The following is an 18,721-nucleotide window of genomic DNA, read 5'->3' as shown; positions in this document are numbered from 1 at the left end:
AATCAAAAATTGTCGTAGTTAGTGAGGAGTCAGTCTCGATGAAAAAATTTTCACCACCAGAGATGAAAGAGGTGTCCTTCCCTACACCCTACACCTCACACCCTACACCCTCTTTCAAGTCAGGAGACAGGAAATTTGCAGGAGGTCTCTAGAAAAAAAACTTAAGTTATACTAAAATAATTAGTACAGATAGGCATCTTCCCAGACGGTGAAAAGGAATTATTGACCCTTGAAAACTACAGTTAAAGTCAGCAGACAAACCCAATTACCCCTACATCTAGTTATTACCCATCCCCAGTATCGTTTTGTCGATTTATTCGCGGGAATCGGTGGGTTTAGAATCGCTTTGGAGAAATTGGGAGGACGTTGTTTAGGCTATTCAGAAATCGATAAACAGGCCATCCAAGTTTATCAACAAAATTTTATTAGCTATCTCAACAGCGATGAAATTGCTTTCGGAGATGTGAGTAAAATCAGCAATTTACCCGATAATCTTGATCTTATTGTCGGCGGCGTTCCCTGTCAACCTTGGTCGGTGGCGGGATGTTTACGGGGATTTGATGACCCCCGGGGAAAACTCTGGTTTGATGTGATTAAATTAGTCCAGAAAAGTCAACCGAAAAGCTTTATTTTCGAGAATGTCAGTGGTTTAGCTAGTCCTCGCAATCGGGAGAATTTAGAGTTAATTATCGATGAATTAACTAGCTGTAGTTATCAAGTTTACTGGCAGTTATTAAATGCCTACGATTTTGGTTTACCCCAGAATCGCGAGAGAGTTTTTATCGTAGGAATTAGAAAAGATATAGACAACTATGAGCGGTTTAAATTTCCTTTACCTTTGGGTATCCATCCGAAGGTTTTGGATATTTTAGAAGACATCAAGAATATTCAACCCGTCGAGAAAGTTAAGTTATCTGCGGATACTTTATTTAATGGTTTTGTTCCTCCATCGAGAACTCGTTTTCAAAAAGAAGATGAATTAAATGACTTCTTTATTTTTTCTGATTTAAGAAATGGTCACACAACTATTCATTCTTGGGATATTATCAAAACTACGGAACGACAAAAAAGTATCTGTTTAGCTTTGCTGAAATTAAGACGCAGTAAAAAGTATGGCGAAAAAGATGGTCATCCCGTGGCTTTTTCTACTTTTTTGGAAATTATACCCGACCTAAAAATCGAGGAACTAAATCAGTTAGTTTCTCTCGGTATTTGTTGGCAAACGACCGCAGGTAAGTATGAATTTATTAACTCGAAAAATATGACGGGAATTAACGGCATTTATCGGATTATTTTACCGACGGCCGATATTATTCCTACCCTAACCGCTACGGGTGCTAAAGATTATATTGCTACTATTTCAATTACCGCTACTCATCCCCAAGAATACAAACAATTGTTTTTAAAGAAAATCTATAAACCCAAAAAGTTTCGAGAAATTACTCCCCAAGATGCGCGTAAATTACAAGGATTCCCCGATAATTTTATCTATCATCCACAGTCAGCTATCGCTAAAAAACAATTCGGAAACGCTGTTCCTGTACCAGTGGTGGAGGCAGTAGCAAGAAATTTACTGGAAATAATTTTACCAAATTAATTATCTAGATAATTACGAAACTTTTGTCTATACTTGTTGATAAATGCTTGATCTTTTTGAAGATCGATAAAAGCTTCTTTAATTAATGACCAAGTATTGATTTTACCAGAACAAAAATCCCAAAATTCATTTTCAACCCATATATCATGATGTTCCTCTAGAGGATACATTTTATTTCCCTGTGATTGCCACCATGTTTGAGGTAAGAAAGGATTAAAAGGAATAACAATTCTTGTGTGAATACTTGCTAAAGGTTCACGGGACAGCCGATAACAATACCAATCTAACAACTGGTCGCTAAATCTAGAACCATCTCCCCTATTAAGATGTGTAGCTTTTAAATCAAACACATACTCAATATTGTCTTTGATTAAATAAATATCTACTCCATGACCAGAAGGAGGATCGATATAATTGAGGTTATTCCTATTTATTTTCTTAGCTACTACTCTAAGTCTTTCAATGCACTCTGTCATGGATATTTTTTGTTCTTTCGATTTTCTGAGACTTTTTAAATTATCGAGTTCACTTCTTAAGTCTTGAGGAAATGGACTAGGTTGTAAAAGTTTTTTATCCTGCTTATATAAAATACGAAATCCATTATCTTTGGCTAAAAAGGTTGCTAATTTTTCCCAGAAAGTAGTTCCCATGCTTGTCGTTAGTCCAGTCATCACAGAACTAATCTGTCTCTCTTCTGGAAATAAATAATCTAAAATATGATGATTCCTAGGTTTGGGTTTTTTAAAATAGTTTTCTATTGAGTTTTTAATTAGCTTTTGAATTTCTATCACTAACTGGTTATTATCCATACTGAATTGCAATTAATCAAATTTATAGATCAGCAAAAAGAGCAGCAATAGATATATCAAGTGCTTTGGCTAACTTTTCGATATTTTCTAAAGATACATTACACTTACCAAGTTCGATACTGGAAATATAAGTTCGGTGCAGTTCCGCTTTTTCAGCTAAGATTTCTTGAGATAAGTCAAGTTCCCTTCTGCGTCTTCTGATAGCTTTACCAAAACGATGTTTGATATCTAAGGATTCTTTTTGTGCCACAGATCAATTATCAAGAAAGTGTATGAGACATTTCTACAGATTATAATTCACATTTTGCAGATTATAATTTACATTTTGTCTAAAACATTGCTTCGTTCCTCTTAAAGTACAATTGCTGCTATCGCTTCGACTATCTTTTAACTCTTATTTTCGTAACAACTCGAAAAATGTTTCTTTATCAAGACCAATATCTTGAATCATACCCATGAGAGTACCTTGCTTAATATCTTTTCCTGAATGAATAGGGATCACAACCCTACATCCACCACTATTTTTGTAAATAGCATGGCTACCTTTTTGACGATCCAAATAAAAGCCCAATTTTTCAATAACTTTAATAAACTCCTTGACTTTAACTGCGGGATACTGACTCATATTAAAATATTTAAAGGCTTAAAAATCAAATCTTCTTTGGGAATGGGTTGATGATCAGCTATCAAACTTTCGAGGTACAATTCCATAGCTTCTGTAATATTGACAATCGTTTCTTCAAAAGTGTCTCCTTGAGAATGACAACCTTTAAGCGCAGGACAAAAAGCGTGATAACCACCGTCTGACTCTTTTTCTAGAATAACGGTGTAGTTATAAATTTGTTTGGTATTATCACTCATAACACTATCAGTTGTGGATTTTAAACTATCCTAGTTACACTTAAGAAATGCTGGATAAAACACAAAAATTTTACCTGTCAACCCCTCCACCCCAATTATGTCAAAATTATTTGACCAATAGTTGACATTCGATACATTGTTTAACAATATTTACAATACTTTGTAATTTTGTTGACAAATATAAATTTTCCCAACAAATCTTATAGGATTGATCTTGAAGCCCTCAGCTTAATTGAAAAATAAAGAACTAAAAGTGGATGTTCTGATATCTGAAAAATTCTCTAGGTGCTGAACGCTAATAGCTAGTAAAAATCCAACTACTTTAAATTGAAAAAATGATCATGTTTAAACGATACGAAGCTGATGAGCAAGTTATATTTCATGGTGATTCTTTGCCGATTTTATCCAGTGAGATTGCCTCTAATTCTGTAGATCTAATTTTTCTCGATCCTCCCTATAATATAGGTAAGCATTTCGCCGATTTTTACGACAAATGGGAATCGGAAAATGATTATATAAATTGGGCAAATCAAATTCTTGATCAGTGTCTTCGTATCTTGAAACCCCAGGGAACATTATATGTTATGGCCAGCACTCAAGCAATGCCTTACTTTGATCTTTACTTAAGACAAAAAATGACGATTCTTAGTCGCATTATCTGGCATTATGATAGTTCAGGAGTACAAGCAACAAAATACTTTGGTTCGATGTATGAACCAATACTTCACTGTGTGAAAGATAAAAATAATTACACTTTTAATTCAAAGGATATTAAGATAGAAGCAAAAACCGGAGCAAAACGAAAACTAATTGATTATAGAAAAGCGATTCCGAGTCAATACAATACAGAGAAAGTACCGGGCAATGTCTGGTATTTCCCTAGGGTAAGATATCGCATGGATGAATACGAAAATCATCCCTCACAAAAACCTGAATCATTGCTAGAAAGAATTATTTTGGCCAGCACTGACAAGAGTGGAATTGTGCTTGATCCATTTGCAGGAACTTTTACAGCTGCAGCTGTAGCTAAACGTTTGGGAAGAATTTCTATTAGTATAGAATTACAAGAGGAGTATTTAAAAATTGGTCTTCGACGGATTCTCGGATGGCAAGAATACAAGGGAGAAAAGTTACTCCCTCCTCAAAAAAGCTATAGTAGAAAAAGCGAAAATAAACAAGAATCTAACTTTGTACAGGAGAGTCTTTTCGATGTCGATAGTAAAGCATGAATTCACCAAGATAATTATTAAAATTATCGATAATTACTTTCCCAATCAGGGAAATAGCATTTTAAATGCTAGTGAGTTATTGCAATATTTGAACATTAAAACTAGAGCCGCTAATCGAGGTTCTAAATCCCGAGCAGGATTGGCTAATCATTATGCCATTTATGTTTTAGTGGAAGACTATATTAATAATGAGTTTCATCTTAAGGATGGATACGACGAGTATCAAGGCGCTCAGTATATGACACTTTTTCGCAGGCAAAGGGAGCTTCCTTTTGGCGATAAATTACAAAATCATGCTCTCAATCATCGATTAAATCAGGAATTTAAAAAGTATTTTCCCACTTTATCTTATCTGCCTATAATTAGAGATGTTAAAACCAATAGATACTGGATTAATGAGAATCTAATTAAGTTTTATCTAGAGGGTAATCAAGTTAATATTGCGCCAGTGATTATAGATATAATTGATGCCTATGTGCAAACAAGACAAAAAGCATTTAATCAATTTATCAGCTATTGTCAACAGATGATTGATATTCAACAGCAAGATCCCCAGAAAGCCATTGAATTTATTCGGAGTTTACTCAGACCAAACATTGATGCTAGAGTTTTTGAGATTGTCAGTTATGCAATTCTTAAAGAGTATTATGGGGAACAGAAAATATATTGGGGGTGGTCGCCTGATCGCTTAAACTCTGAATACTTACTTTTATATAAAACTGGTCGAACAAATGCCAATGACGGGGGGATAGATTTTGTCATGAAACCCCTAGGTCGATTTTTTCAAGTTACGGAAACGATAGCTGCTGATAAATATTTTTTAGATATTGATAAAGTGCAAAAATATCCCATTACTTTTGTGGTTAAAACCGAGCAGACTTGCGAGGAAATTTTAGAAAAAGTTGCGGAGCAAGCTAAGATAAGATACAAGATCAGGGCAATTGTCGAAAGATATCTAGAATCTGTAGAGGAAGTGATCAATATTCCCGAATTAATCAACCGTTTTGAGCGGGTTTTAGCTCAAGGTAAAGGAGGAGCGGTAATTGCAGAAATGGTTTTACAGAGCCGGATTGAGTTTAACCTAGAATCAGAGCCATAAAGATATCTAACTCCCCAGCTAAACTAGAATAGAAAGATAGGAAAGCGATCGAAATTAGAATGACGACCGAAATTGAAAAAGAACTAGAAACCAGCGAAGCTGTCTTGGAAAAACGGCGAAATTTTGCCATTATCTCCCACCCTGACGCGGGAAAGACCACCCTGACCGAAAAACTGTTACTATACGGGGGTGCAATCCATCAAGCGGGTGCAGTCAAAGCAAGACGCGACCAACGCAAGGCCACCTCCGACTGGATGGAAATGGAAAAACAAAGGGGAATTTCGATTACTTCCACGGTTTTACAGTTCGATTATCGTGATTTTCAGATTAATCTCCTCGATACTCCCGGCCACCAAGATTTTAGCGAAGATACCTATCGTACCCTAGCCGCTGCCGATAATGCAGTGATGTTAATCGACGCGGCCAAAGGTTTGGAACCCCAAACGAGAAAACTCTTTGAAGTGTGCAAACTGCGGCAGTTACCCATCTTTACCTTTGTTAACAAAATGGATCGCCCCGGCCGCGAACCTCTGGATTTATTGGACGAAATCGAGCGAGAATTAGGATTACAGACCTATCCCGTCAATTGGCCGATCGGGATTGGCGATCGCTTTCGGGGAGTTTTTGATCGAGCCACCCAGACCATACACCTGTTTGAACGTCGCTCCCACGGCTCTCAGGAGGCGCAGGAAACCGTGATCGAGCTTGGCGACCCCAAAATTGAGGATTATCTCGAAAAAGACCTGTATTACCAGTTAAAAGAGGATATAGAACTACTCTCGGAATTGGGTGCAGAATTGGATTTGCCAGCAGTCCACGCAGGAGAAATGACCCCGATCTTTTTTGGTAGCGCCATGACCAATTTTGGGGTGAAATTATTCCTAGAATCCTTCCTCGACTATGGATTACCACCCAGAGGACGCAATTCCTCCCTCGGTGTCCTTGATCCCACCTATCCCGATTTCACCGGTTTTGTCTTTAAACTGCAAGCAAACATGGATCCCAAACATCGCGACCGGGTGGCCTTTGTGCGGGTATGTACGGGGAAATTCGAGAAGGATATGGTAGTAAACCACGCTAGAACCGGTAAAACTATCCGTTTATCCCGTCCTCAGAAACTTTTTGCCCAAGATCGCGCAGTTATTGAAGAAGCTTATCCCGGAGATGTGATCGGATTGAATAACCCCGGGGTCTTTGCGATCGGTGATACGATTTATATGGGTAAAAAGCTCGAATACGAAGGTATTCCCTGTTTTTCTCCGGAATTATTCGCCTATCTCAGAAATCCTAACCCTTCCAAGTTCAAACAGTTTCAAAAAGGAGTCTCGGAATTACAGGAAGAAGGGGCCGTACAGATATTATCCTCGATCGATGAATTTAAACGCGACCCGATTTTAGCCGCCGTCGGTCAATTACAGTTTGAAGTGGTGCAATTCCGTCTTTTAAGCGAGTACGGAGTCGAAACTACCCTCGAACCCCTAGCCTATAGTTTAGCCCGTTGGGTAGCCGGGGGTTGGGCCGCTTTAGAAAAAGCAGGTAAACTCTTTAATACTTTAACTGTCAAAGATTATTGGGGTCGTCCCGTCTTATTATTCAAAAATGAGTGGAATTTACAGCAAGTTAAAGAAGATCATCCCTCTTTGCAATTAAACTCGATCGCACCGGTAGGATCGGGAGTAGAACCGCAATCCTAACCATTAATCCCCCAAGACAATTGCCGAACTGGTCAGGACAAGATAGCGACCCCCCAGACAACTAGACTAAAGTAGAAGTGGTCAGAAAGTCTCGATCTTCCCTAACACTTCGGATGTCTCAAAGCACTATCGTTGACGAGTCCCTCACCATTAGAAAAAGTCCTGCTGTCAATTCCCGAATTAATCCCTGTTTAATTCGCTTTTGTTATTTTCTGGGAAATTATCTAGTTTTACCAGCTTTTTTCAGCAAAATAACGGTTACGGGCCAGGAAAATATCCCCCTAACGGGGGGTGTCATCTTGGCACCTACCCATCGGTCCCGTTGGGATGCACTGATTTTACCCTACGCGGTGGGACGTTTAGTTAGTGGACGGGATTTGCGCTTTATGGTTTCCGCTAACGAGATGAAAGGGGTACAAGGTTGGTTTATCCAACGTTTGGGGGGTTTTCCCGTCAACACTGATCACCCCGGTATGGGTAGTCTGATCCACAGTGTCGAACTTTTGGCCGCAGGGGAAATGGTGGCGATTTTTCCGGAAGGGGGTATCTGTCGCGATCGAGTGGTTCATCCTCTTAAACCGGGGGTAGCGCGGATCGCGTTGGAAGTTAAGACCATCAAACCCGATGCAGATATCAAGATTTTGCCTGTAAGCATTAGTTATAATCAGCCTTACCCCGGATGGGGAAGCGAAGCGACAGTAAACATCGGTCAAGGGATTAATGTGCTTGATTATCAACAAAATTCGCTAAAACGGGAAACTGTCCGCTTAACCAAAACCTTGAGCGATCGCTTAAAACTTCTCCACGAGGATCAATCACCTTAATCAGCTGTTGACTATCTACCCCATGAGTGGGGTTTCAGGGACGGATTAAAATGATTGTTTTAACTATTTTTAAGCAAAAAAGTAGCTTTTATAGTTTAAATAAATAATATCTTGTTTTTTTCTGCTTCTAGCTCCTGAATACTGCCTCGGAAACCCCTCAGATCGGTGAAGATGTCCGATTGTTGCAGGGGGTCTAATGATAGAATGGGTATCAGCGAAAGTAGTTTGTGAGTGAAGTGATCCGATGCAGTTCCAAATCCAGCCAGACAGTGAAATCCCCGCCTCTAAGCAATTATTTGACCAAATTCGCTTCGCTATCGCCTCTCGTCAGTATCCACCGGGCCATCGTTTACCTAGTACCCGTCAACTAGCTATGATCACGGGATTACACCGTAATACGATAAGTAAAATTTATCAACAACTGGAAAACGATGGGTTAGTGGAATCCATAGCAGGTTCGGGGATTTATGTCAAGGCTCGCGGACATGAAAACGATAATTTATTGGGTTCGCCCCTATTGGAACAAAATCCAGAAATAGGCCGACTAATTAGCCAGAGTTTGGCTAGTTTTCTCGCTCAAGGTTTAACTCTAGAGCAAATTCGCGAGTTATTACTGGCGGAAATCGATTGGCGATCGCAGTGTCGTTCTCAAGTTCTTGTCACCATTCCCCGTCACGATTTGGGTGCAGGAGAACTAATGTTGAGAGAATTAGAGCAATCCCTCAAAATTCCCGTCCAATTAGTGGCAATGGAGGATTTAGCCCAAGTTTTAGCCAATACTAAATCTGCCACTGTTGTCACCAGTCGCTATTTTATCAGTGTAGCGGAGGAAATTGCCGCTCCTTTTCACCTGCGAGTTATTCCCATCGATATCTACGATTACAGCAAAGAATTGGCATTAATCAAAAAATTACCCACCGATAGCCGTTTAGGGATTGTCAGTATTAGCACCGGTATTATTAAGGTGGCCGAAATTTTAATTCATAGTTTACGGGGTGATGTATTAGTTATGTCCGCTCAAATTCATGAAACGGATGAGTTAAGAGTTTTAGCCAGAACTTCCCAGACAATTATCAGTGATCAAGCGAGTTATACTTTAATTAAAAATCTAATTAATGAAGTGCGATCGGATTTAATTCGTCTGCCAGAAATTATCTGTAGTGATAATTATATTGGGGATAAATCAATTCAATTGCTCAGACGAGAATTAGGATTAGGTGGTTAGATGATAAACTAGGAACCATTTTAACCTCTGAATCTCCCCCAATCCCTTTACTGTTGCCTCTTGCAAGAGTGCCTTATCTCAACAAGCAATTTAAATGCGCGGGCAGCTTAACTTTAAAATTTATTTTACTCTATGGTTACTATTGACAATAACCTAGGGCAAGTCGAGAATAAAAGCGAAAAAAACTTTTAAGAAGTATTAATTTTTTAGTACAATGGGGCAAGGATAGGGATAAGCTCAATTTTTCACTCTCGAACGAGGCTAAATGAAAAGTGCTGACTGTTTAACGGTATCCCCCGGGGAACCGCTTACCGATTGGCAAAAACTGGGATTAGATTTGGTGGCTCGTTGGCAGGGACGAGATGTTATCCTAGCGATCGATCTTACCGGTAGTGTTAACTTTAATGATGAAGGACGCACGCGCCTCGGTCAAATTATTCGCGATAGTTTAAAAAATAACGATTCCGTTTATTTAGTCCCCTTTGCTGATAATGTTCAACCGATTGCAGAACCGATTTTAATTCGGAGTCAGGAAGATATAGACGCGGTTTTAAAAGCGATTCCCTGGCAATCTAGCCAAAGTGCTAAAAATACCGATATTCAGCGAGCAGAATGGCACGTTTATACTCGACTGGCACGCTTAAATCAGTGTCGTTTAACTGCCAATCAAGCTATCAAACCCCAGTCGGTAGTTTGGATTACCGATGCACCCCTTTCTACCGCTGCGGGAATTACTTCCCAACAGTGGATAGAAACCCCAAAAAATAGCCCTTTTCGTCTTGCTGATGCTCCCGAAAGTTTGGAGAGACAAAACTGGCTTAATTCCCTACCAATTAATCTAAGAACCCAAGAAATTACCGCCACTAACGGCAATAAATATAAACTATCAGTTGTCGATATTGCTCCCACAGCACAAGAGTTTTGCACTCCCGCACCGGGAGGACAAGAAACCTGTTTGATTAATCCTTATCTCTTGAGTCAGTTATGGTTGTCAGCATTGGTAATTACATTAATGGGAATTGGGGGAATAGTAGCGAGTATTTTGGGAATTCGTCATTGGTTGCTGTTAAATACTGCTTGGACTATTGAAGTCTCCTCTAATGATGATGAAGATGAAACCCAAAAATATATTTTAAAAACATCCGAAAGAATTAACATCGGTGGTGAAGAACATAAGAAGAATACCTTTTCTCATGCAGGGGAAGAAATTCGCTGCTATTTAGAAAGACGCGGCAATCAGTTATATCTGAAACCCAGTAAACAAGCAGAGATTTTTTATCGAGGTAATCAACTAACTCAGGAGGTGAAGATAGATAAAAATTACCTGACTTTAACCTATCACCATAACCATCAAGATTTCGACCTACAAATTCAGATTAGTAAAAAATAACTCAGGAGATTTAAACTATGGCTAACACCAGTCAAACCCGCGCTATCAAACGGACAGTTATCATCGGATTAGGTGGTACTGGTCGAGATGTGTTAATGAGAATTCGTCGCTTTATTATTGATAAGTATGGGAAGTTATCTAACCTACCCGTTGTCAGTTTTGTTCATATTGACACAGACAAAAACGCTTTCAATGGTTCGGGTTTACCCACAGGAAATAGCTATCACGGAGAAGAAATTCTTTTATCAGCTGCTGAAAGAGTATTCATTAATATGAATGCTCAGGATGTTAACAATCTCACCTATGAACTTGAACACAAAACTCTTTTTGAAAGTCCCTTTTCCCATATTGCAAGCTGGTTAGACCCAAGACTAAAAAAACAAATAACTGCCATTGAAAATGGTGCGGGAGGTATTCGTCCCGTCGGTCGTTTAGCTTTCTTCCATAACTATCAAAAAATTCAAGAGGCAATTGAAGCAGCGGAAAGACGAACTTCTGGTCATGAATCCTTTATGTTTAGCGGTAAAGTTAACGGTCAAAGTTTTAATGTCCAAGAGGGTTTAAATGTCTTTGTTGTCGGTTCTTTGTGTGGGGGAACTGGTAGCGGTATTTTCCTCGATGTGGCCTACACTTTGCGTCATATTTTACAACAAACCACCGAATATACATCCTTTGGTTATTTGGTAATTAGTCCTAAACTTTATGGTGATGGGGCAATTATGAGAGCTAATACCTATGCAGCTTTGAAAGAGTTAGACCATTATACCAATGAAAGTAATTCCTTTCAAGCCTGTTATGATAAACAAAATTTCGTCAACATTGATGAAAAACGTTCTCCTTTTGATTTTGCCTACTTAGTTTCTAATCGCACTTCGGGAGATTACCAGATTAATAACAAAGCTAAATTATGTAATGTCATTGCTTACAAGATTTTCTTGGATTTTGCCGATGAGTTATCTCTCCCCATCAAAAGAAATCGGGATAACTATAAAGACCCGATGATTCGTAAAGATAATCATCCTTTTCAGATGTGTCAAGGTTATATCTCCTTTGGACTAGCGAGGATTTATTTTACTCGCGACCGAATTGTGCAGATTGGTCTCAATCGTTTTAGTCTCAAATTAATTAAATTTTGGTTAGAGGGATACGGTCAAAGTCCCAGTGGACAAGAGTTATTAAGTAAGTTCCTAGCTAATTGGAGTACCCAAAGTAATAAGGATTATTTTACTGCCAGATTGGAAGAAGCAACCCTAGAGAATAATAAAACTTTTTCTAAGACTTTAACCTCTTGGAAAAATTCCCTAGAGGAAGAAATATCCAATAGTCAAGATTTGGAGAATTTACCCCAAACCGTCAAGCAATCCCTAGAAAAAGAGTTTCGCAAAGTACAAGGGGGAGAAACAGATAGCAGTCGCGGAATCTGGTTAACTCTGACCCAACAAACTCAACCTAAATTAATCGAAAAATTTAAGTCAGATATTGACCAATTTTTGGAGATTCTTCTTAATCCTGATAGCTTAGAATTTTCTTTGGAAAATAGCCTATCTTTTTTGGTCGCTTTACAAGTACAGATTAATACCTACAAGGGGAATCTAGAGGAATTATCTCAGGATAATAAAGGGTTTCATTCCTCGGAAAAAATTGATAACATTTGGCGAAATGTTAAACAAACTCTCGAAGATATAAACGGGAAAAAGTCTGTCTTCAAGATGTTCAATAAAAATGCCAATAGTGAGAGAATCAAGTCCGAGTTAAGAGACTACGTTCAAAGCGGACAAAAATTAATTCAGCATAACTTTAATTTCAGCATCAATGGGGAATCCAGAAAGATTGTTGAAGCGATTCTCAAGCATATTTCTAGTCGAATGCTGCAGATACAACAACTGAAAGAATCCCTATATCAGCTAATCACAGAATACGATAAATACGAACAGGAGTTAATGCAGTTAAATCTCGACGAGATGACTGGGGAAGGTATTTTCCCAGAGGAGAATATTGATAACTGTATCCCTGACAGTAACTCCCGAACTCAATACATTTCCGTTAGCCAAAAAGTCACCAATAATTTAGGCTATAATGCTTCACTATTCAGTTTATTTAGCCAATCTTTTGTTATTGACAATGAAACTCTCAAAGAGACTCTAACAGCAACAATAGAGAAACAGTTTCAATCAGTAAGCACTAATAAAATTGATGCAGTAATTAAGCGATTTATGGGTCAATATAAACCCCATGATTTTCCTGAACGCTTGGCGCAAATTCTGCGAGAAGCTGATTTAATGTTACCCATAAATGTTAATGATGCTTACTATCGTTTGCATACAGATAAAGCATTACTAATTGGGACTAAGGATGATAATTCACCCACCATGCAAAGATTCATGAAGACTCTCGAATCTGATTTAAATATTAATCTGGGGACTTCTTTTGAATCAATTCAAACCGACGAAGAAATCCTAATTACCTACGAGTTTGGTGGGTTTCCCCTAAGAATCATTACTGATTTATCTGGGTTACAAAAAATCTATCAAGACCAAAAGAGAATAAGCATTTTACACAATGATTACAGGATAGATTTTGCTGATATTATCCCACCACCTGCCAAATTAATTGAGGAATTAGAGTTTATTTTCTATCCCGCAATTGCTCTCGGTTTACTAGAATACGATGAGGAAGATGATACTTATCAATTAGTCATCGAAGGCGATTTATTTAACAATAAGTCCATCATTGACATTAGCGGTAATTGGCGACTTGCTTTAGAACAATTTGCTTCTCGTAAGGACATGATTAATGCTTTGCAGGTACTGCTTAATCAGGCAAAAAATGAGATTTTGGCTAATCCTTCTCGATTATCTACTAACGAGGGTGATTATTGCCAGAACTGTATTGATTTTGTCAACAATGTCAAAAATTTACCCTCCTATCACCCCAATTATCGCTACAAAGATAAGGTAGCTGGACAAGATGGAAATGCTCAACAGGAGGCAAAAGAAGGAATTATCACCCGTTTTGTTAATCAACTGAAAATGGAACTAGAAAAACGTGCTGCTGAACAGAAAAAACTCGAAAGACAACAGCAAAAGCAACAAACTTTACTGGGAACAAACAATAACATTAGTCAACCCAGTTTACCCCCAGAGGTTAGCACTACTGATGAATGATAAAATTGAGCAATCTTAATGATGTTTCCCCAGCTATCTGAGGAAACATTCACCCCCCAACTCTCTCTATCAACCACAATTCGAGGTATCCAATAACTATCATGGCATTACTTAACCTTTTTCCCCCCTATCTGATTGTTTTAACTCTAGTCTTGGTTATTTTTCCCACCGTCTTAGCTGTGAGAATCCGGATGACTCTCTATAAATATCTCCAAGATTCAACCGAAAAAGTCAAGGGTTTAATTCCGCGAAACAGTCCCAAGGGTTCACCTAAAATTATCTCTAATCTAGAGATTAAATTTGAGAAAGCCAGTCGTCAACTAGATGATGTTAATACCGCAGCTTTGGTGGATAGTTTATACCATGAAGAAAAATTTACTTTCATGTCTAAATCTCTTAGTTGCGAGAAATGGGATTATTTTGTGAGAGTGTTACCCAATCTCCTCCTCGCTTTTGGTTTGTTGGGAACTTTCTTCGGAATTACTCTCAATCTGACGGGAATCAGCACACTTATCGATATTAATAATGTCGATGTGCAAAGTTTAGGAGAAAAGCTCAAAACTCCCCTAGAAAGTATGGGGATTGCTTTTATCACTAGCTTAATTGGTTTAGCTTGTAGTTCTTTACTGACTGTGATTAACTTAATCTTTAACACCAACCTTGCTAAAGTAAATCTAATTAGTTCCCTAGAAGACTATTTAGATAATATCTTGCAGCCGACTGTAGAAGGGAATAGTCGCTTGAATAAAGCGGTTGATAGCATGGTGGAGAAACAGGAAACATTTCTAAATAACTTTCATACTGAGGTGACGAGAGTATTAGAATCTTCTTTAAGAGAAGTTGCTAAAGAAATTGCTGATGGTAATCAGGAAACCGCTAAGTTAGTCACCCAGGTTTGTGAAAGATTAACTGAAACTGCGGGAACTTTATCTACTGGTGCGACGACTTTTCAGCGTTCAGCTTTTGAACTTAACGAGCAAGTACCAATTATCACGCAAGCAAACCGAGAGTTTACACAATCCTCTCAGGAACTAAAAAATAGTGTACTGCTTTTTAAACAAGCATCAGAGTTAATTGAAAAAAGTAACTTCTCTGGTAATATCGAAAGGTTTACCGCTAGTTTAGCAGAAACCCAAGGGAGATTTTCTCAATCCACTGCAATACTAGAGCAGAATATCGGGGAGATTATCAGCAGTAATAAAAGAGCTAACGATTTAGCAGAACAAGTGTATTTAAATATCCAAGAATCTTCTCAAAAATTACAAAATAGTGCGCTAGGTTTTCTGGAAGCTTCCGAAAAAATCGAAAGTAGTCAATTTGCTGATAAGTTAGTGCAAGCAACCGCAGATTTAATGACTGCTCATCAACAGTTTGCCGATTCTACTACAGATTTAAACCAATCAACTCAATCTCTAGCTTCTTTAACTCAAGACTTCCAGCGTTCCATGACAACTATGGTTGAGTTAGGAATAAAAATTACTGACTTGAATCAAAAATCTGAGACAATCCTAGAACAAAATCAGCAACGCTTAGTCACCGAACAAGAAAAGTTATCTAACATTCAGGGAGAATTAGTAAAATTAATCGAAACCGTGAAAACCTATCAAGACAGCTTTAACTCCGGGTCGAAACAATTAGGAAACCAACTTATCAATAGTCTCGATGAAAGACTCTCCCAAACCTCCGATAAAATCCTCACAGCTTCCCATGGGATTGAGCGCTCTAGTAATAATCTCGATGTGACTAATGCTAACCTGTCTCAGTTAATTGATACAGTGACAGAGCAACTTACTCAAGTCAAGGAAAGCTTACAGTCTGAGTTAAACCTTTTAAGCAATAACTTAGGGATGGTAGTTGATGATAAATTAACTAAGAACTCAGAACAATTAAAAGCAGTTTCCCAATCTATTGAGAAAACAGCCAATCAATTTGGCAGCCTTAAATCAGATTTTTCTCAAGTAATTAACGCGGTGAACACCAACACCAGTCAATTAACTGCTAACTTAGAATCTTTGCGAGATAAGTTAGAGAAAGTTATCGCTAAGGAAAATAAATCGAATCAGAAAATGATTGAACATATTTATGGAGAAATTCACAAATGTTTAGCAGAACTGGAGAAAATTAACGATATGCGTTCTGACTTTTCTAACTTAAATAATAAGATGGAAGAACTTTCTGAATTTTCTAACTTAAAGGATAAGATAGAAAAACTTAAGGATGAGATGGAAGAACTTTTTAAGACAATCCCTAATCCTCCTCAAAAAGATGTTGAGAAGGGGATTAAGACTATATTTGATAACTTCACTAACAAATTCTAAGCAATTATGTCTAGACGTACCTACTACCGGGATGAAGATAAATCGGTGGATGTTTATCCCGCATTTACCGATTTAATGTCCAATGCTTTCATGATTCTGAGTTTATTTCTCCTCTTGGCACTTTTTCAGTCCTATAATCTCATCAGCAAACTGGAGGAAGCTAACCGAAAACTGCAAACAGCAACCCCGATAGTTATCGATGAAAAATCAGGAAAATTCAAATTTCAGTCGGGAAGTGCTGAATTAAACCCCGCTTTAAAAACCTATATTCGTCAGCGCATTATTCCCGCTATCGAAACCATTACCAAAGACAGAGAAATCGACTTTATTCAAGTAATTGGACACACGGACGGACAGGGAATACAAAAGACAAGTAATCTCGATAAAAATATCGAATCGGTTGCCAGCAGAAAACAATCTGTTAAAATGCTAGTACCCGGTTCTAACACTGATTTAGGATTAATGCGAGCTTTAGCAGTAGTGCAAGAAATCGAAAGCACAGGTAAACTCAAAAACGTCAAATTTCGAGCTTTTTCCGCAGGACAGTTATACCTCCCATCGGGTAAATTAGCCGCAGTTAATCGTGACGCAGATGCAAGCAGACGCAGAATTGAAATCCGTTTTATTCCCCCCGGTAAAAAACAATGATTTATTCTATTTCTTCCACGGAATAATTAACCGTTTCTAGGGTGACATCCTCGTATAAATCCCGAAAAGATGCCGTCAGATTAATACTCTGCAAACTAAAACTTTCTTCCTGATAGGTTTGCAGAATCCATAAACCCTGTTCACTCCGTCGAAAAGTTTCCACTCGTTGGTGTTTACTATTCACTAAGAGGTGGTGATTCGGTGGTAGTGATGGAGACTTAATCCTTTGCTTTGCTGGGTAAGCAACTCATATAAAGTTGATTTTGTCAAGGATTGTTAAGATGCGCTTACTCTGGTAGATATTGCCATAGACCGGATGAGTTGGGGAGCAATAAATATCTTAATGGTGAGTCTAATTTATGACAAGAGAGTCATCCCAATCTATGGGGAGATATTAGATAAAAAAGGAAGTGGTAATCTCGAAGAACAGCAAGGTAAAAAAATTAAGGATATGGGAATCAAAAAATATGTCACAAGACCATACTTTTTCTAGGTTTTGTCCTGTCCTCGGTACTCTATGCCCTCATCCGTTGCCGTAAAGCCCTCTGCTTGCGCTAATATTTGTAGATTGTGGGCTATGGAGGCGAAGGAATCGGCGGGATATTCGATCAAAGTGGCGGAATCGAGAAAAGTTTCCACTCCCACGGGACAACCTAAATAATCAGCCACCGCTTTTGGAGTAGTAGAACCAAGGAGAATAGTTCCCGATTGTCTCACAGAAGATAGCTTTTCCCAGGGTTCATCGATCATTAAGGATAAATGGGTGGGAGCAAAAAGATTCGATAATTCGATCGCTTTCTCCAATGATTCCACCACCACGATTAAACCATAATGAGCGATCGCTTTTTCCGTTAACAATCTCTGGGGATGTACCTGTAACTGTTTTTGTACTTCTTCCTGTACTATTAAAGCCAAAGCCTTATCCGTCGTCAATAAAATCGCAGCCGCTAGGGAATACTGTTCCGCTTGCGCTAATAGATCTAGGGCCAACTGTCTAGGATTAGCTTGATTATCAGCAATAATAACTAAATCAGAAGTAATAGAGAGGTAATCGATTTTTACATGATCAGAAACCAGTTTTTTAGCCAAATTAGTGTAAAAATCACCTATTCCGGCAATCATCTCCACAGGAGCGATCGTTTTTGTCCCGTAGGCTAAAGCGGCGATCGCCTGTGGTCCAGCCACCCGATAAATCTCACTAATACCCACCGATTGGGCTGCCACTAAAATCGCCGGATGGATGCGTAAATCCTCATCGGCGGGGGACACCATGACAATCCGTTTAACCCCCGCTATTTTGGCAGGAATCGCCTGTTGGAGCAATAAACTGAGATAGGCTCGTTTACCATCGGGAACGACAATTCCCACACTGTTAATCGGTTGATAACGTTTCCCTCGAACCGTACCATCCTCAGGAAACTGCACCCAAGCTTTGGGAAGACGCTGACGGTGAAAAGCCTCCATTTTTGCACAGGCAATAGCGATCGCATTTAATAAATCCTGGGACACCTGTTGATAAGCAGCATCGAGTTCCGAGCCACTCACCTTAAGTTGTTGTAGATTAAGGGACTGTTGGTAGAATTTTTCCGTGTAATCCACCAACGAGCGATCGCCAGTAAGTCGCACCTGATCGATAATCTCTCGGACAAGCGATTCTTTTTCCCGAATTTCCGGATCGTCGAATCGTTCCCGAATTCGTCTCAGTTCCGTTCTGGCTGACCATGGCTCTGTGATAATTCGCAACATCGAGCTATTATCCTCTAGGGGCGAAACGAGATTAAAAGGTTTTCACTTCTCACACTCTAGCTTATCGCTTTCAATCTTGACCGGGGAGGGAGACGAAGTCGGTTAATTTAGCCGTCA

At 38.8% G+C, this 18,721-nt stretch carries 15 protein-coding genes and 1 pseudogene; 10 read left to right on the top strand and 6 right to left on the bottom strand.

Annotated features, from left to right (window positions below; all coding sequences use genetic code 11):
- The first annotated feature begins 229 nt into the window (after window positions 1-229).
- The gene (locus tag ACQY1X_RS07265) at window positions 230-1,597 is read left to right on the top strand and encodes a DNA cytosine methyltransferase (protein ID WP_430015520.1); all 1,368 of its coding nucleotides are present in this window, start codon (window positions 230-232) and stop codon (window positions 1,595-1,597) included.
- Here ACQY1X_RS07265 and ACQY1X_RS07260 read toward each other — a convergent pair.
- The 4 genes from ACQY1X_RS07260 to ACQY1X_RS07245 all read right to left on the bottom strand — a co-directional run bounded on the left by ACQY1X_RS07260 (window position 1,594) and on the right by ACQY1X_RS07245 (window position 3,267).
- Entirely contained in the window at window positions 1,594-2,406 is an 813-nt protein-coding gene (locus tag ACQY1X_RS07260) for a TdeIII family type II restriction endonuclease (RefSeq protein WP_430014269.1), read from the bottom strand. The two genes, ACQY1X_RS07265 and ACQY1X_RS07260, sit on opposite strands and share 4 nt — an antisense overlap.
- A 22-nt stretch (window positions 2,407-2,428) precedes the next feature.
- Window positions 2,429-2,656, bottom strand: a complete 228-nt coding sequence (locus ACQY1X_RS07255) for a helix-turn-helix domain-containing protein (RefSeq protein ID WP_430014268.1) — start codon at window positions 2,654-2,656, stop codon at window positions 2,429-2,431.
- A gap of 144 nt (window positions 2,657-2,800) precedes the next feature.
- The gene (locus ACQY1X_RS07250; protein ID WP_002744591.1) at window positions 2,801-3,031 is read right to left on the bottom strand and encodes a type II toxin-antitoxin system HicA family toxin; all 231 of its coding nucleotides are present in this window, start codon (window positions 3,029-3,031) and stop codon (window positions 2,801-2,803) included.
- Window positions 3,028-3,267 carry a type II toxin-antitoxin system HicB family antitoxin gene (locus ACQY1X_RS07245; RefSeq protein ID WP_002732327.1) on the bottom strand — a complete coding sequence of 80 codons (240 nt, stop codon included), beginning with the start codon at window positions 3,265-3,267 and terminating at the stop codon, window positions 3,028-3,030. Before ACQY1X_RS07245 ends, ACQY1X_RS07250 begins: the two co-directional genes overlap by 4 nt.
- A gap of 341 nt (window positions 3,268-3,608) precedes the next feature.
- On the opposite strand from ACQY1X_RS07245, the gene yhdJ reads away from it, so the two are divergent.
- The 9 genes from yhdJ to ACQY1X_RS07200 all read left to right on the top strand — a co-directional run bounded on the left by yhdJ (window position 3,609) and on the right by ACQY1X_RS07200 (window position 16,858).
- Window positions 3,609-4,496 (top strand): adenine-specific DNA-methyltransferase, encoded by an 888-nt coding sequence (yhdJ, locus tag ACQY1X_RS07240; protein WP_002751178.1) that lies wholly within the window; start codon window positions 3,609-3,611, stop codon window positions 4,494-4,496.
- Window positions 4,477-5,595 (top strand): hypothetical protein, encoded by a 1,119-nt coding sequence (locus ACQY1X_RS07235; RefSeq protein WP_045357169.1) that lies wholly within the window; start codon window positions 4,477-4,479, stop codon window positions 5,593-5,595. Before yhdJ ends, ACQY1X_RS07235 begins: the two co-directional genes overlap by 20 nt.
- 59 nt (window positions 5,596-5,654) lie before the next feature.
- Window positions 5,655-7,289 (top strand): peptide chain release factor 3, encoded by a 1,635-nt coding sequence (prfC, locus tag ACQY1X_RS07230; RefSeq protein WP_002732604.1) that lies wholly within the window; start codon window positions 5,655-5,657, stop codon window positions 7,287-7,289.
- A 113-nt stretch (window positions 7,290-7,402) separates the two neighbouring features.
- Window positions 7,403-8,113, top strand: a complete 711-nt coding sequence (locus tag ACQY1X_RS07225; RefSeq protein WP_024971105.1) for a lysophospholipid acyltransferase family protein — start codon at window positions 7,403-7,405, stop codon at window positions 8,111-8,113.
- A gap of 244 nt (window positions 8,114-8,357) precedes the next feature.
- On the top strand, window positions 8,358-9,338 hold the full coding sequence (locus tag ACQY1X_RS07220; RefSeq protein ID WP_002733506.1) for a GntR family transcriptional regulator: 981 nt from the start codon (window positions 8,358-8,360) through the stop codon (window positions 9,336-9,338).
- 265 nt (window positions 9,339-9,603) lie between these two features.
- Window positions 9,604-10,728, top strand: a complete 1,125-nt coding sequence (locus ACQY1X_RS07215; protein WP_430014266.1) for a vWA domain-containing protein — start codon at window positions 9,604-9,606, stop codon at window positions 10,726-10,728.
- Between the two features lie 17 nt (window positions 10,729-10,745).
- A complete protein-coding gene (locus tag ACQY1X_RS07210; RefSeq protein WP_430014265.1) occupies window positions 10,746-13,892 on the top strand; it encodes a tubulin-like doman-containing protein in 3,147 nt (1,048 codons plus the stop codon).
- Between the two features lie 101 nt (window positions 13,893-13,993).
- Complete coding sequence (locus tag ACQY1X_RS07205; RefSeq protein ID WP_430014264.1) at window positions 13,994-16,210, top strand: methyl-accepting chemotaxis protein; 2,217 nt, start codon at window positions 13,994-13,996, stop codon at window positions 16,208-16,210.
- Between the two features lie 6 nt (window positions 16,211-16,216).
- Window positions 16,217-16,858, top strand: coding sequence for an OmpA family protein (locus ACQY1X_RS07200; RefSeq protein WP_002777405.1), 642 nt, complete (start codon window positions 16,217-16,219; stop codon window positions 16,856-16,858).
- Window position 16,859: 1 nt separating this feature from the next.
- Here the strand turns inward: ACQY1X_RS07200 and ACQY1X_RS07195 are convergent.
- Window positions 16,860-17,051, bottom strand: a pseudogene (locus tag ACQY1X_RS07195) (Uma2 family endonuclease); the annotation flags it as partial.
- A 296-nt stretch (window positions 17,052-17,347) separates the two neighbouring features.
- A complete protein-coding gene (hisD, locus tag ACQY1X_RS07190) occupies window positions 17,348-18,604 on the bottom strand; it encodes a histidinol dehydrogenase (RefSeq protein ID WP_002734219.1) in 1,257 nt (418 codons plus the stop codon).
- Window positions 18,605-18,721 lie beyond the last annotated feature (117 nt).

It is taken from the genome of Microcystis protocystis FBCC-A270 (assembly GCF_050500235.1).
In the GTDB taxonomy this organism is placed as follows: Bacteria; Cyanobacteriota; Cyanobacteriia; order Cyanobacteriales; family Microcystaceae; genus Microcystis; species Microcystis ichthyoblabe_A.
This window is presented reverse-complemented; position numbering and strand designations above follow the sequence as displayed.